The organism is Polynucleobacter brandtiae, from assembly GCF_002797575.1.
Taxonomy (GTDB): domain Bacteria; phylum Pseudomonadota; class Gammaproteobacteria; order Burkholderiales; family Burkholderiaceae; genus Polynucleobacter; species Polynucleobacter brandtiae.
Genome location: NZ_PGTX01000002.1, coordinates 77,056 through 91,836, shown reverse-complemented (window position 1 = coordinate 91,836; position 14,781 = coordinate 77,056). Strand labels below are relative to the sequence as shown.

Sequence of the window (14,781 nt, the reverse complement as noted above, 5' to 3'; positions counted from 1 at the left end):
CTCATTAGAGGCCACCATTGAAAAAGTTTTCGCTATCCGATATGACTAAGGGTTGGTTCGTTGGTGACTTCGCTCCAACAATTATCCCTACGCAAGACGTTGAGGTTGCTGTTAAGTATTACAAAAAAGGGGATAAAGAGGATCGGCATCATCATAAGCTTGCAAGTGAAGTCACAGTCATTGTTTCGGGTATGGTCAAGATGAACGATATTATGTATAAGGCCGGCGATATTATTTTGATTGAGCCGGGCGAGTCGACTGATTTTGAGGTTTTAGAGGATTCTGTTACTACCGTAGTCAAGTTTCCTGGAGCCCAAAACGATAAATATTTAGGCGATGCAATATGAATATTGTGATTCCGATGGCTGGCCTAGGCTCCCGTTTTGCCTCTGCTGGCTACAGCGATCCAAAGCCCTTCATTGATGTTGCTGGAAAGCCTATGATTGTTCGGGTGATGGAGAACTTGTCTCATCCCAACGCCCGTTTTATCTTATTGGCACGCGCAGAGCACATAGTCAACAATGCCAACGCAATTGCTAGAATTGAAGCAGAGTTTGACGTGGTTTTTGTCCCGATAGATAAGCTAACAGAGGGTACGGCCTGCACGGTACTTTATGCTCGCAATTATCTTGAGCTCGACTCTCCTGTAATCATCGCAAATTCTGATCAAATTATTGATAACTGTTTTGAGCAATATTTAGAAGACATTAGGGTTCGAGATCTAGATGGATCGATCTTAACATTCGTTGATCCTGAGAAGAATCCAAAATGGTCTTTTGCAAAACTCAATTCTAATGATCTCGTATCTGAAGTGCGAGAGAAAAAACCTATTTCTGAATATGCAACGGTTGGGATCTATTACTTTAAAAAAGCTGGGGAAATGGTAGATAACATTGTTCAGATGGTGATTGAAAATGATCGAACTAATAACGAATTTTATATTTGCCCTGTTTATAACTATCTTATTGCAGAACAAAAAAAGATCGGTATATTTAATATTGAGCAAAGCGCTATGCACGGCATTGGTACCCCAGAGGACTTGAATGCTTACCTGCGTTTAATTTAACGTATTACTAATGGTGTCATACGATGGGGTATTTTTCTAAGAAGTTAGAGCCACTAAAGTTAGCGTTCAAACATAAATTACGCTGGCGTTACACTCGCCGTGAGTGGTTTTTAGGTAGACATGCGTGCTTAGGTTACGACGTTCTTAAATTGATATCGGGCACGCCAAAAGAAGTCAACCTTCAAAAAGGTCGAGTTGACTTATTGTTGAACCTATTAAGAGATCCTAGATTAAAGCCTAAAGCGGTCTCTCTGCGCAGATTAATGTGTCGAGAAGATGTTCTGCCTTTAATAAAACAGCTTGAATTTTTTGACTGCCTCCCCAAAAAATCGCCAAAATTTATTTTGATGGATTCATTTTCTGAGTTAACAGATCAACTTTTTGAGAGTAGGCGTGATCAGTGGTTATTTGCTTGCGCATATGGCGATGTTAGCCATACAACTGAATTTGAATCTCAATTTAAATGTCATGGATTATTGCCAGTAGAAAGTTTGGAAAAACAGTATCTGGCACTTTTCAATGCTTTCGAGGCCCGCTGGGGGCTGGTGCCAATTTTATTCTTGCATTTTCCGATCGCCTTAGAGAAAAGGCAGCTTTACATCGATCGCCATCATGGGATAGTGGAGGTAATTCAAAAAATCTCTAAAAGCGTGAAAAATTTAACCCCCATACAGATTAATGAGGTCGAAATTGCATGGCCAGAACATGTTTCGGAAGAGCTAAAAAACTTTCCATATCACTATGACGTGAAAACCTATGAAAAATTTAAAGTTCAATTAGATGGTACGGGGTTGTTTCGTTAGTGTAATTTCTATCCTACGGATTGAGGCTTATTGAAAACGAATTAAATTATCTAATAGGGCTTGATTAATAAAAAAGATGGACCCCTCTTTTGACAGGTGACTGGTATCTAGCCCTATAGGGATCAGGGTTTTTTTCGAAGTAGAAAGCAGGCATCCCTCGCTGTTGCAAAGAATGTCGGTTGGCGATACAAAAGTAATGTTGCTTTCTTGTGCAAAATCTTTCAACTTTTTATTAATCTCTAGTGATTCTGTATTGAAGCGTTGGAATGTTCTGTTTTTAAGGTTCGACTCAAATAAGGCAGAGGCTAACCTAGGTTGATCAATGTAAAAAATAGGAAAATTGCCTATCAGAATGATGTTGTTTACCCCAAGAGCCCTTAGCGACAGAATCGTCTCTTCAATTTTTCGCATTGTCAGCAGGTTAAATTGGTTCACGCCATCGTATTGCAGCCAATCTGCGGCAAGAATGACCGTGCTTGGCTTGTAAGTTTTGATTTCTTTAAAAGTGCGCAGATTATTTTGTTCGCAATTTTCGTTTGCTTGCGTTGCATCCGAACGCTCTTGGCGGGGGAGAAAATGAAGAATTGGCGGGCATGCGGGTAATGAGCCGTCATACAGTGCAATGCTCTTTTCTTTTAGCTGTGCAAGTAAGCCGGCATTTAAATGGGCAGCATGAGAGTCGCCCCATAAAAAAATGGGTTTATTCGGGCCACTCTGCATTACTGATTTATCACAAATAATTCGGTCTGCCTGATTTAGGAGGCTAAAGCAGTGGGTTTGACCGTAAGCATGCTCAATTTTAAAATTGAACTTTTCTTGGGCAATCGCTCTAAAAGGCATCCCCTCTCGGTCATAGCAATTCCAGCCGATGAAGCCTATTGCAATTAATCCAATCATTAAGCTTGATAATTTCCACGGATTTTTGTCATGACGAAACTGACGTTCAATGAAATAAAAAGTACACCAGGCTAACAAGATGGATAGGGCAATCAAAAGAACATAGGCGATAGCGCTAACTTCATGAAACGAGTACAGTCTGTAAAACGTAAAGATAGGCCAATGCCAGAGGTACAGCGGAAAGCTAATTAAACCAAACCAAACAAGCAGTGGGTGTGCGAGTAATTTTTGGTTAATCCAAGCTTGGGGCCCACCAACGATGATAAATGCAGCACCCAGAGTCGGTAGCAGTGCCCACCATCCCGGAAACAGGCTCCCTTTATTAATCACTGCCATGCTAACGAAGATGAGCACTAGCCCTAGGGTTGAAATCACTCCTCTAGATAATGGAAGTCGGGATATAAATTCTTTGTGATGGATGCTTGTATGGGCGATAACTGCACCTATCAACAACTCCCAGAATCGGCTCAAAGGTAAATAGAAAGCAGAAATTGGATCGCTGCTGGTTAACAAGAGATTAACGATAAAGGATGCACCTAACATCCAAACAACCACCTGAATTAAATGCAGTCGAGCCTTATAAGCAAGCAGTAGTATGAGTGGCCAAACAATATAGAACTGCTCTTCGATACCTAGGCTCCATAAATGGAGCAGTGGCTTGGATTCTGCGCTAGCATCAAAATAGCCGCTCTCACGCCAAAGCAATAGGTTAGATAAAAAGCTAGATCCTCCCGCGATATGTTTACCTAGCTGTTGATACTCGCTGGGCACCAATAAAAACCAGCCGAGGGCATGACAAAAAATTAGAACAACAATGAGTGCTGGAAAAATGCGACGAATTCTGCGGGTATAAAAATCTGCAAAGCTAAAAGTATGATTTTGGATATTTTGAAAAATAATAGTGGAAATGAGGTATCCAGAAATAACAAAAAAGATATCTACCCCGATGAAACCCCCTGGAAGTAAATGCGGGAATCCATGAAAAATAACAACCGAAAGAACCGCTATAGCCCTTAGCCCATCGATATCGGGCCGGTATTTCGGGTGTAAGGGTAAGGTCATTTTTTGGTGGGGATAAAGTCAATTGTGGCCATTATGGCAAAGTGACAGGCTGCTTCATTGGTTATCTATCGGAGATCAAATCACCGTAGCGGAATAATTTTTTAGCCATAGTTGATTTTGCAACTTGAGTTCCGCTTTTATTTTCATTTTTGAAATCTTTCTTCTGATGCGACCCTTGATGCCTCCAATTGGTCGGCCGTAAGAATGAACAGTTGCATTTTGTTTCATCCAGTTTGTTTCTGTCCACCATGGGTGCTCCCATGCTTGGCCAATACTTCTAAACCCAGCCTTGGGTCCGAACCACAAAATTCCCAGCTTACGATAGTCAATTAAGCGGAGTCGTTTCTCGGCAAGTACTTTATGCCTTAGGTCAAGGCCCAGCTGATTTCGTACTCGGGATTGGTAGATTGCATAGAGCTCAGCTTCAGCGCAATAAAAATCTCGCAGATCGTCCCCCTGCGCTAGCTCATGCAGAGGCTTTGTAAACTCAGGGGGAACATTGTATTGATGCGAGTAATCAAAGCCCTCCTCCCCCCAAAGTCGTTCCATCTCATCAATGTGCCCAAATGCAAATAGGTCGGGAATAGTCGATAAATAATCGGGATTAATGGAGATGTTCCGAAAGGCAGGCATAACCAGGCGTGATTTTGCATCTTTAGGAGGCTGATAGTCTGACCAGGCTAGCAGTTGCTCTACATCTAACTGGGTAGCGAGCATATCTGTGCGCCATTTGAGGATGTAGTCGCACCCTGCATGGCGAGCCATTTCAATGCCCCGTGCAGTTGATTTACGCTGATAGTTACGGCTACTAAATCCCGCGATTGCTGGTTTTGCGCTTTTTATCGTTATAAATTGACCGCTAGGGATGGATTTCTCGTCTTCCCAAGTCGATAAGATCGTCAGTTCAAAGTGCTTGGACATCTCCCTAAGAACCAAATCAGATCCTCGGCGGATGTCACCCTGGATTACACAAGCAATTTTCATGGTTTGATAAGGTCTTTGGCTGCCATAGGAGTATTTTAAGTCGAACCTCTTTTGAGCATCCTATAAACTGCCTGTAATGATGCTAAATAACCGGCGTGAAAAAGTAATGTCCAATCAAACAGCGTACCGACCCCTGCAATGGGCGCTGATAGTGCTAAGCTCAGTGTTGGTCTGCATCTGGGCAATGCAGCATACGATTGCTCTGAGAAATTCCCTGCTAGGTGTTGGCGCCATCCTGGGGCTCTTTTATGGCTTTGTCTTCTTTCAGGCTTCAGCACGAACCTATCCCCTTAAAACCTATCTAGCCCCTGCAATGTTGGGGGCTGTATTGGTTTGGGTACTCGCCCATTACCTATGGCTTAGCCAAGCCCCCATCGTGCAATACCAAGAGCTGACCAGCACATGGCTGCGCTGCCTTTTGGCCGCCATCATGGGGTTCGCGACCGGGCTAGCCATTACTCGGTGCCCGTCATCAATCAAATGGCTTTGGCTTGGCTTATTCGCGGGATTTGTGGTGCTGTACTCGCAATACCTGCCACGTTTTTGGAGTAGCGGGGTTCTTTTTCAGCCAGACTACTTTAACTACATTTTTTTTGGAAAGCATAACGTAGTGATGGTGGGCACTCTTCTCATAGCGGGGCTGCTAGCTGGTATCGGAAATGTCCTAGTGGGCAAGTTGTCTCCAAAGCATCGCTATGCCACTCTTATGATCAGCTTCTTAGTAATATCAGCCGTGCTGTTTGCTTATGTTTTCCTCTTTGATACTCGTAACGGCATTGGGCTAGCCGTGATTTTGCTGGTCTTTGCCTGCGTAACCAGTTTCTTGCCTGCGCTGGTAAAGCAGCAAGGCCTGACAAGCAAAGGGCTTTTAATCCTTTTCATGGGCCTTCTTGTGGGGTTGACTCTCTATTTTTCGTACCGCCAAACGCAATTAAATCAGGGCTGGAACAACTCCTTGGAGGATGCGCAGATTGCAATACAAATCGACCGCTATCCCAACTGGCAAAACCCTTCTTTAATGGGTTACCCAAAAACGCCATCGGGTAGGCAAGTCACTATTAACACCTATGAGCGAGTGGCATGGGCAACCGCGGCTCTGCGACTGATTTACGAGGAACCCCTCGGGAATGGTGTCTTGCACCGTTCACTAGGTCGATCTTTAGAAAAGCGCTACCCGCAAATAGCGGCTAACCCTAATTTTGCAGCCGCTTCGCACAGCGCTTGGTTAGACCTAGGTCTCTCACTGGGAGTGCCGGGATTAGCGCTGTTGATTGGGTCGATCTTGCTGCTTTTCAAAAGATCATGGGGGGCGTCTTCCCCATTTGCCCGGGAGGGGGTAATGCTTAGCGTAGCTTTATTGCTTCTATATACGGTTGCTGAGCTTATTGGTCAGCACGGCCTAGAATCCCTCTTTTTCTGGGTTGCACTTTTATCAGGACTGCAGTTTTGGGGACTAGTTAGAGCTGATCAGCGACCTCTTGATGGTTGAGGGATCATATTTGCCCGACGACCTAAGTTTAAGCTTTTAGTTTTAATAAGTATGAGTGATTTAGTTCTTATAAAAGTTTTAATTAATTGTGATATTGTTAACTAGGTTAACTTGATGCCATTAAGAATTTCAGGGTAAATGGTTTTTAAACAAATAAGTCACCAAATAAATGAATCAGATCCAATCCCAATCTCAAACTAAAGAGGAGCTTAGGCCTCAAGAGTCAGAAATCTCCCTCCTGGATATCGTCGATTTCACTCAGGGCGCCTGGAAAAAGCTTGTGACTGCAGCGGTATTCGGATTGGTTTTGGGCCTGGCGTGTTGGTTTTTCTTGGTCGGCTACAGCGCGCAGCTGGTGCTGCTGAACAACAACAACAACAACAACTATGCCTTGGATATCGTGTCCTGGCGTACGGTGCAAAAAAGCCTTCCTAATTTGGCATCCCAAGCGGTCGAGGATGATGGATTGAGCGGCGCTAATCTTGCGCAATATCTAGCGATGAGCGATGAGGCATGGTGGCAAAAAAATGTGATTCCCACCTATGCGCTCTCTAAGGCGGATACTAAGGACCTAGCCGCCATTGGCAAAGATTTGGATGGCGCCGCTACCACGATCCTTAGTCTAACCATCGATGCTAGTGGCGCTACTAAAGCCGAGGCTATCGAGGCGGTCAAGTTTGTAGCCAATTTTTTACGTACCGGTTCAGCCTATCTTCAGCTCAAAGGGCTCATAAACGGTTACGAGAGCGACTCGGTGGCCCAAGTAGCTGAGCTCAATAAGCGAATTACGACCACCCAAATTGAGTTGCAGTACCTAAGTGAGCGAGCGAAGAATTTAGATCAGCTGCGCACCCGATTCCCCCAAAGTGGGACAGCGAACCAACAGGTGGTCGAAGCCAAAGACTCCGGTGCCAAGTACCTTCCTATTTCCACTCAGATCGTGGCGGTTAATAGTGATATCAATGCCTCTAAGGAGTCTCTCGAGCGCACCAAAAAACGGCTCTCCCAAATCAGTGTCCTCAATAGATTTTTGGAACAGGCATTACCCCTGATGGATCAAAGTCAGGATGGGTTGGTGCTCGCCAAACAGTTGCTCGATTTGCAGGAGTCGGTACTGAACAAAGTGGGGGCTGGGGATGATAATGCCTTGGAGGTCTTACAGGGCTTGCGTAGCCAGCTGCTTACTATCCAAACCCGGTTTACCAAGAGCCTAGAGAGCAATACCAGTCCTACCGCCAAAAAACGCGGCATGATTAAGGCGGCGGCTGGAGGACTAGCGGCCGCATTCTTTCTGATGCTTTTGGCGCTCCTGGGCCAACGGGTATGGCTTAATGTCAAAAGTAGGAGTATTAAATGAGGGTTCCGTGCCTTGGATTAAGCAAAAGCACCAGTCTGGTTATGAGACTGATATCGGGCAGTATCGAGACAGAGTCATAATGTAATGAATACCTTGACATTGTAATTAAGTACATTACAATGATAAAAAAGGAATTGCATGATCGTATCGTTTCGTCATAAAGGGCTAGAGAGCTTTTTTATCAAGGGTAGCTACAAGGCTATTCCTGCACAGTTTGGTGCCAGAATCGAGCGAATATTAGATCGTTTAGATTCAGCGATCATGCCCGAAGATATGGATTTACCGGGATTGAAGTTTCATGAATTAAAAGGAAAGCGAAGAGGCGTTTATTCGGTTACTGCATCCGGAAATTGGCGAATAACTTTTCAATTTGATGGCGATAGTGCTATCGAAGTAGACTTGGAGGATTATCACTAGTGAAGAAAATAATGAGAAGCTTGAGAAACCCAAGCCGTAGACCCACTCATCCAGGTGCTATTTTGCGCGAGGATGTCTTGCCTGAGCTTGGTATTACCCAGGCGATTTTTGCTAACTATTTAGGCGTGAGTCGTTTAACTGTTTCAGAAATACTCCACGAAAAAAGAGGTATCAGTGCCGAGATGGCTGTAAGACTCTCCAAGGTAATTGGTGGAACGCCCGAGAGCTGGTTGCATATGCAAGAAGCAGTTGATTTATGGGAAGTTGAGCAGAAGTTTAAGAGTAATCCAGCTATGGCCCCAATGGCGATGAAGCCTTTGCTGGCAGCAACCTAATGCCCCATAAGTTACAAGACCAGATATGCGATTTAGGTGAGAAATGAAGCAAGGGTTATGAATCCTATGGCGGGACGGTATTGCTTCTCATATCAGATGCTAGATAAGACTTGATTTTAAGATTTGGAATGATTGCTCCATGGGAGACTGAGGAGCTAAAGCTTGCTGAAAAATAGGTTGATGTAAATTTTCTCAGAGCATCTTTGTTGGCAGTCTATACAGCTCTGGTAGTCGCTGAGTACTCGGATAAAGAGTACTGGGCGAGGTATGGCTATACACATAAAAATATTAAAAAAGTCCCCAGGAGAGTTTAAGATTTTATACCTGCATTAAATGCAGGCCCGAGACGAAGCATTAGCATCCACAATATTTCCACGTCAGAAACTTCACACATTCAAATCTGATCCTACCTATCGCTTTTGAACTCCAAACCATTTAGCCTGGCTTTTTAATTCATTAAAAGGTGATAAGATGCCATCGATTGAATATGTTCACAAGCGTGTGAAGTTATTTCGGATTGAGATGAGTTTTCTCATTGTCGCCAGTTTGGTAGTAATCATTTTAGTTTGGCAAATCTTGAGTGTGCTCAAGATCATTAAATGAAAGACTTGCTCTTTTCTTTTAATATAGACGCATCCATTTCGGCGTTCTAAAACAAACGATCTGGCGATAGAGCCAAATATAGGTGACTGCAAATAGAACGCAGCAAGCGACCAAAATGGGGGTAGATTGCCACCATAAAATCGCCGGAACAATCGCAAGCCCTGTGAGGGTCCATAAATAGGGTGATGTTTTGGCGTTAGCATCAAACCAGTCCCGCCGCGTAGCAATATGCGAGGGATTCAGAATACGTCTAAAAATCAAAGTATGAAAATGAATGCCATCTGGCTGCCCTGGACTTTTTCCTTGGTGCATCTTTCTGCGATAGATCGTAAAGAGCGTTTCGAAAATGGGATAAGCATTAATCAGCAGAGCAAACCAAGGTGAGATATTGGGGTGGCGAGCAATCAGTAAAACAGAAATTGCAGCAATCCAAAAGCCAATGAGGTATGCACCGCCATCTCCTAAAAATATCAAACCGCGGGGATAGTTCCAGATAAAGAATCCCAAAATAGCGCTCGCCATCATAAAGGATAGGGTCATGATGGTGATATCAGCCAAGGTATGCCCCATGTAACCTAGTGCAATCAAGGTAATCATGGCAACCATACTTGATAGGCCATTAAAGCCATCAATGATGTTGTAAGCATTGGCCAGTCCGGTAATAGCAAAAATAGTGAAAAGAGTGCTCACTACAGAAAATGACAGTAAATAATCAACCACCGGAATATCCAAGTGGGTAATCAAGGCATTTAACAGTTGCGTCACCAAGAGGGCCCCAAATGCAGTAAAGAGTAGGCGCATTCTGACCGAGATTTTTTTCGTGAGATCTTCAGCAAGACCAATGGTAAACACGGGGATAGCGCAAATGAAAAGCACGATTTCTAGTGAGATGACTGGGTTAACCTCTGTAGAAGCAGAATAGGCACGCAAGGTAATCGCGATAAATATTCCCAAGGCAATGCTGATACCCCCGATGCGGGGTACTGACACTAGATGAAACTTTTGAGGCCCGGATAAATCGGAATCCCCAGAGATATGTTGATGTAAATTCTTAAAACGAATAACCAGCAGTGTGGCTATAAAGGAGGCAAAGAAGGCAGTAAGCAAACTGATCATAATTTTTATTATAGATTATAATCACGTCATTCCTTCCTCATGAATACCCTATGGCTCATGCGTGCCAAACTCCGTTAACCCAGTTTTCTCTTTAAGGCACCAAACTTAAAAATAAGCTCACAAAGAGGATAATCAAGTTCATCATCCCTTGCGATAGGGAAGCACTAGCAAGAAAAGCCATGATGCTTAAGGCAACCATAAAGATACAGATCCCAATGGCTTGGTTAATCACAATCATGACGGTCGCAAATACAGCATCCCGAGCAATAAACTCCGATCTTTCATGACCCGTCAGCATCAGGGAAATAATCAGCGCTACTTCAATGATGGTGACACTAATCGAAAGCACCAGGGTTCCGTAAGCCTCACCGGTTTTATGGCTAAATAACACTTAAATTACTTATAATGAATATTAATTCAGAATCGCTCTTTAAGGTCACAAATGAATATGCATCTATTCAATCTGAGTACCGCCGGCAACTTCCTTTTTAGGAGTCTTTTTGGCCTCCTAGCCTTGGGCGCACTTTCCAGTGCAATAGGGGCTCAGACACCCTCGACTGCTATTAATACCCAATTTGAATACGACCTCAAAGTCACCGTGGATGCATCTAAGCGTTCTGCTTATTTGGCTCGTACTAAAGAAGAACCCAGTCCTTATGAATCCGTCTATAAGATCGTGAGTGGCTCTATGGCGGTTGCTACCGTGGTTGATCAAGTCAAGATGGATAGCACTAAGTATCACATTAGCTCAAAAGGAACCTTATTAGCAGGGATGTCTACTGCATTAGGGGGTCAGAACTTGATTCGAGATTCAGTAGGGTCAATGAGTGCCACAGGTATGTTGACTAATACCTATCAAGAGAAGCGCGGTAATACGGATTTACTCCTGGCTAAGGTAGAAGCTCCCAAGAACATCGTGAATTTTTATAAAGTCTCTTCACGTACACCACCAGTGGGTACAGCACCCTACACTGGTCGTTTACTGGATATGCTGACTGTAGGCTATCAATTTATAGGCCGTGAACTGCCTATGAAGTCAGTAGTTCTGCCTGTTACGGATGGCCGCTCCATTAAAAATTACACCTTAGTACGTGGCGAGCCTTGGGACTTTCCTTTTGATGGCGGAAAAATAAAGGCAGTACGGTATTACAAGACCACGTCTAAGGATGACAATGCCACCTTTGAAATCTGGTTTTCTGAAAAAGACCACATACCATTGCGATCAGTGATTGGTCTGAGTGATCAGTATGGCGCCACTATTAAGCTAGATCTAAAAAAGATGCCCAAGCTTTAGAGATATTCTTAAGTATTTTTATGGAGATGTACCCTTGCCATTGCGGTGGTCATCTGAGGAGCAAGCGTGATGAATAGTAAAAAGATCATCGTTTTAATTGGTGTGCTGCTTTTACTATTTGTAATGATTAAGATATTTATTGATCAGCTATGCTCGCCGACACCTCAAAATATAGTGAGCACTGCTGTATCTGATGCTGTATCCAATTCAGTTAGTGTTGCAGGCTCTAATAAAGAAACTGGCGTGCCAGACCCCTTCTCTTGGGAACCCCTTGCCCGTCAGATCATCTTGTTTCTCTCAAAAGCCTGCACGCGTTAATACCCAAAAGTTGCTTTCCTCAATTTCGCACTATAAATCTGTGGTGCCGCAAGATCGGGCCATAAACATCGATAGGTCCTACCTCGTTATTTGCAATCTAGACTGCATATGGTTAGGCATGTAATAGCAGTAAGAATGAGGGCTTACTAAACATAGTGACTACGTAAGATATACCGCTAAATGTGGTGTCGATTTGACAGATTGAGGATCCATGTCCTACCTCCTCTCTTAAGTTCTTACTGCGACTGTGTAGATGCTTCGGGATACAGATTGGGCAATAAAAACTGCAATGCATCTAAGGGGAAGGCAAGCTGCACAGGGGCAACATGACTTTTACTCGTCACTAACCCCGATTTAATCAAATTCGATAGCAAGGACTGAGCTGTTCTTTCTTGTAATCCAGTCATTTGCTGGAATTCCCCCCGAGTAATCGGCCCCGCCAGAAATAAATGGTACAAAGGCAAGATAGCTTCTCTGCGAATCGCCTTGTCCATCTCGGATCGATAGGAAATAAGTGCGGTGATACGTGATTTCATTTGATGGAGATCAAGCATTTGGCCCATAAACCCCACCTGATCTTCTGCGATGGAAATAAACCAACTACACCACTGGCGTAAGGTTGCCTCACTGAGATTGCCGCGGCCATCTAAATCACCTTGCCGAAGGGAGTATGCCGCAGTAAGTTGAGCGTAATAAGTATCTCGGTGTCTGGCTAAGCCTCGGTTCATAGACCATAAGCCTTTACTGAGTGGCCACAGTGCGCGATGTGTTTGCAATCGTACTGTGCGACCATTGCCGTCTAAAAAAGGATGGACCCATGCTGCTCGGTGATGCTGGCAGGCAGCATAGATCAACTGTTCACCCAAAGGTACTGGCCTCGTATAAATTCTATCCATTGCCCTAAAAAAGTCCGGAATGCTTGATCACAAAGGTGGCTCATGCCTTCCAACCACTACCTGCTCTTGACGGATCATTCAAGGCTCAACAATACGATGATCTTTTGTGATTCGATCCAATGGGCTTAAGCGACCATATAGCGCAGCATGTGCTTTTAATAGGGTGGCTGAGTTGAGTGGAGATTGCTCAGGATGAATAAGCACGTTCTCTAGCTCACGCTCAGTATCAATATGGGCTAAAGCAATCCGTTGCAGCTGGGCAATGTCCGGTTTTTGTGAGAAGTCTTGGTGCAGCGCTCTTTCTATATTTGTAGGATGGGTACTTTGACCCTCAATACGATTTGAGTAGTATGAATTCATGGAGCGCACGAGCTCCCTTAGGCTGGCGATATTGACGGGGTGCGCTCCACTACTGAGTTGTATGGATTGTTGTGCTACCGCATCAGCGCGCTCACGAAACAATCCAAGCTCCTTTTGGGGTAGAAGGGGCTCAAATTGATGCGGACTGGTATATTGAAATGCTTTATTTTTTGACATTTTTGCTGGTATGTTTACTAGTTTAGTAATTAAATAAAACCATATTAAACAATAGCTTATATCGTTTATGGAAAAATTAAAATAAATATTTTGCCGGTTGTTTTACCGGTAGTGTTACAGCTTATATCGCTGGTTAATGTGCAGATTTTCTTATTGCTTGTTTCAGTGCTTACCTCAGTGCCTACCTCAGCACCTACCCCGCAGGCTTAAGATGCTTCAAATAAAGTAAGCCTATCGAGTTTTCGGCCTGTCTACAAGCCCATTCCTGACAAGCTTGCGCTAAGGCACCAAACTCAAAAACAAATAAGCAAAGAAAAGAATCAGATGCACCAGCCCTTGTAGCAAGGTAGTTCTTCCAATCGCTAAGGTCAGGGCTCCAATACACAGTGAGAGATACATCAGCACCATGTTTAAATTACTGATACCTAAACTCAAGGGTAGCTTAAAGTAAATCGCAATTACAGCCACTACCGGAATAGATAAGCCAATACTCGCTAAGCCAGAGCCTAGGGCCAAGTTCAAACTACTTTGCAAGCGATTGGCTCTAGCGGCTCTAACGGCAGCATAGCCTTCAGGCAACAGCACCAACAGGGCAATCGCAATACCCACAATCGTTTTAGGAGCACCCACAGCATTAACCCCTGTCTCAATGGCTGGACTTAAGGCCTTGGCAAGCCCCACTACGGCAATGAGTGAGATGAGCAGCAATACACCACTAACAGCCGTCTTCAAATTACTGGGCTTATCTGCATGAATGCTGCTGTCGTTCAGTTGTTCTTTAGCCAGAGGGAGGTAGTAATCCCGATGCGTGACCGTCTGAAAGAAGATAAAGGAGGCATACAAAGCAAACGCAGCAATACCCACAAACGCCAACTGACTTTGGGTAAAGTCAGGACCTGCTGTACTAACGGTAAAGACCGGTAACACTAAAATAAAGGTCGCCAAAGCAGTGAGCACCGCTAACGCAGAATTGGTACCTTCATTACGGAAAGTCATTTCATAATGTTTGAGACCACCAACAAAGATGCATAAGCCAATAACCCCATTGATGACGATCATGACGGTGGCAAAAATGGCATCCCGAGCAATGAATTCGGATCCTTCGTGGCCGGTTAGCATCATCGAGACAATCAGCGCTACTTCAATAATAGTGACGCTGATAGCGAGGACTAGTGTTCCATAGGGTTCACCCGTTTTGTGGGCAATCACTTCAGCGTAATGGACTGCTGCTAAGACAGCGCCAATCAACATGATTGCCATCAGGCTGATAAACCATGCTTGGCTCAGTAATTCATTTAAAAGGGTCATGGGAATCTAAAGGGGCTGTAAGGGGTACATAAGAGGCATATAAGAAGCATGTAAGAAGCATGCAAGAGACATAAATACATCTTGGTTGAGATAGGCCCTAAGCTTATACGAGAATGATTTAATGAAGGTGCCGTAAGACTTACCATCATCGACATCGTACTCAAAATAATTGACAGCGGAGGCTTTACTTAAGAGATCCTCAATTTGAGTCCATATTTGAGGGCTCTCACAGACATGCGGCTATTTTGGTACCGTGAATTATGGTGCTGTGACTTATAGATGGTAGTGAATATTTGTAT

The 14,781-nt window shown here is 44.0% G+C and carries 17 protein-coding genes; 10 read left to right on the top strand and 7 right to left on the bottom strand.

What is annotated here, in order from left to right; all coding sequences use genetic code 11:
* Positions 1 to 17 precede the first annotated feature (17 nt).
* From B0G85_RS04485 to B0G85_RS04475, 3 genes are all read left to right on the top strand, one after another.
* Positions 18 to 347, top strand: coding sequence for a hypothetical protein (locus tag B0G85_RS04485; protein ID WP_100379271.1), 330 nt, complete (start codon positions 18 to 20; stop codon positions 345 to 347).
* A complete protein-coding gene (locus B0G85_RS04480; protein ID WP_100379270.1) occupies positions 344 to 1,066 on the top strand; it encodes a glycosyltransferase family 2 protein in 723 nt (240 codons plus the stop codon). The genes B0G85_RS04485 and B0G85_RS04480 overlap by 4 nt, the downstream gene beginning before the upstream one ends.
* Before the next feature lie 263 nt (positions 1,067 to 1,329).
* Positions 1,330 to 1,869 (top strand): hypothetical protein, encoded by a 540-nt coding sequence (locus B0G85_RS04475; RefSeq protein WP_157799285.1) that lies wholly within the window; start codon positions 1,330 to 1,332, stop codon positions 1,867 to 1,869.
* Between the two features lie 27 nt (positions 1,870 to 1,896).
* Here B0G85_RS04475 and B0G85_RS04470 read toward each other — a convergent pair whose 3' ends face one another.
* Both B0G85_RS04470 and B0G85_RS04465 read right to left on the bottom strand, forming a co-directional pair.
* Positions 1,897 to 3,828 carry an acyltransferase family protein gene (locus tag B0G85_RS04470; RefSeq protein WP_100379268.1) on the bottom strand — a complete coding sequence of 644 codons (1,932 nt, stop codon included), beginning with the start codon at positions 3,826 to 3,828 and terminating at the stop codon, positions 1,897 to 1,899.
* 75 nt (positions 3,829 to 3,903) lie between these two features.
* A complete protein-coding gene (locus B0G85_RS04465; RefSeq protein WP_100379267.1) occupies positions 3,904 to 4,749 on the bottom strand; it encodes a WavE lipopolysaccharide synthesis family protein in 846 nt (281 codons plus the stop codon).
* A 169-nt stretch (positions 4,750 to 4,918) separates the two neighbouring features.
* On the opposite strand from B0G85_RS04465, the gene B0G85_RS04460 reads away from it, so the two are divergent.
* The 5 genes from B0G85_RS04460 (at position 4,919) to B0G85_RS10425 (ending at position 9,013) form a co-directional block, all read left to right on the top strand.
* On the top strand, positions 4,919 to 6,301 hold the full coding sequence (locus B0G85_RS04460; RefSeq protein WP_157799283.1) for an O-antigen ligase family protein: 1,383 nt from the start codon (positions 4,919 to 4,921) through the stop codon (positions 6,299 to 6,301).
* A gap of 169 nt (positions 6,302 to 6,470) precedes the next feature.
* Entirely contained in the window at positions 6,471 to 7,658 is a 1,188-nt protein-coding gene (locus B0G85_RS04455; protein WP_100379265.1) for a hypothetical protein, read from the top strand.
* A 138-nt stretch (positions 7,659 to 7,796) separates the two neighbouring features.
* Positions 7,797 to 8,075 (top strand): type II toxin-antitoxin system RelE/ParE family toxin, encoded by a 279-nt coding sequence (locus tag B0G85_RS04450; protein WP_100379264.1) that lies wholly within the window; start codon positions 7,797 to 7,799, stop codon positions 8,073 to 8,075.
* 11 nt (positions 8,076 to 8,086) lie between these two features.
* Positions 8,087 to 8,410 (top strand): HigA family addiction module antitoxin, encoded by a 324-nt coding sequence (locus B0G85_RS04445; RefSeq protein WP_100379263.1) that lies wholly within the window; start codon positions 8,087 to 8,089, stop codon positions 8,408 to 8,410.
* A 471-nt stretch (positions 8,411 to 8,881) separates the two neighbouring features.
* Entirely contained in the window at positions 8,882 to 9,013 is a 132-nt protein-coding gene (locus tag B0G85_RS10425; protein WP_255408130.1) for a hypothetical protein, read from the top strand.
* Positions 9,014 to 9,031: 18 nt separating this feature from the next.
* On the opposite strand, the gene B0G85_RS04440 is transcribed toward B0G85_RS10425, so the two are convergent.
* Together B0G85_RS04440 and B0G85_RS10325 are read right to left on the bottom strand one after the other, a co-directional pair.
* Positions 9,032 to 10,129 carry an MraY family glycosyltransferase gene (locus B0G85_RS04440; RefSeq protein ID WP_100379262.1) on the bottom strand — a complete coding sequence of 366 codons (1,098 nt, stop codon included), beginning with the start codon at positions 10,127 to 10,129 and terminating at the stop codon, positions 9,032 to 9,034.
* A 91-nt stretch (positions 10,130 to 10,220) separates the two neighbouring features.
* On the bottom strand, positions 10,221 to 10,520 hold the full coding sequence (locus B0G85_RS10325) for a calcium:cation antiporter family protein (RefSeq protein WP_198508727.1): 300 nt from the start codon (positions 10,518 to 10,520) through the stop codon (positions 10,221 to 10,223).
* 51 nt (positions 10,521 to 10,571) lie between these two features.
* On the opposite strand from B0G85_RS10325, the gene B0G85_RS04430 reads away from it, so the two are divergent.
* Positions 10,572 to 11,423, top strand: coding sequence for a DUF3108 domain-containing protein (locus B0G85_RS04430; protein WP_100379261.1), 852 nt, complete (start codon positions 10,572 to 10,574; stop codon positions 11,421 to 11,423).
* A 69-nt stretch (positions 11,424 to 11,492) separates the two neighbouring features.
* Entirely contained in the window at positions 11,493 to 11,741 is a 249-nt protein-coding gene (locus B0G85_RS04425; RefSeq protein WP_100379260.1) for a hypothetical protein, read from the top strand.
* A 236-nt stretch (positions 11,742 to 11,977) separates the two neighbouring features.
* On the opposite strand, the gene B0G85_RS10370 is transcribed toward B0G85_RS04425, so the two are convergent.
* The 3 genes from B0G85_RS10370 to B0G85_RS04415 all read right to left on the bottom strand — a co-directional run bounded on the left by B0G85_RS10370 (position 11,978) and on the right by B0G85_RS04415 (position 14,482).
* Complete coding sequence (locus tag B0G85_RS10370) at positions 11,978 to 12,637, bottom strand: Fic family protein (protein WP_232725941.1); 660 nt, start codon at positions 12,635 to 12,637, stop codon at positions 11,978 to 11,980.
* A 78-nt stretch (positions 12,638 to 12,715) separates the two neighbouring features.
* Complete coding sequence (locus B0G85_RS10365) at positions 12,716 to 13,174, bottom strand: Fic family protein (RefSeq protein ID WP_232725940.1); 459 nt, start codon at positions 13,172 to 13,174, stop codon at positions 12,716 to 12,718.
* 279 nt (positions 13,175 to 13,453) lie between these two features.
* Positions 13,454 to 14,482, bottom strand: coding sequence for a calcium:cation antiporter (locus B0G85_RS04415; protein ID WP_100379259.1), 1,029 nt, complete (start codon positions 14,480 to 14,482; stop codon positions 13,454 to 13,456).
* Between the last annotated feature and the right edge of the window lie 299 nt (positions 14,483 to 14,781).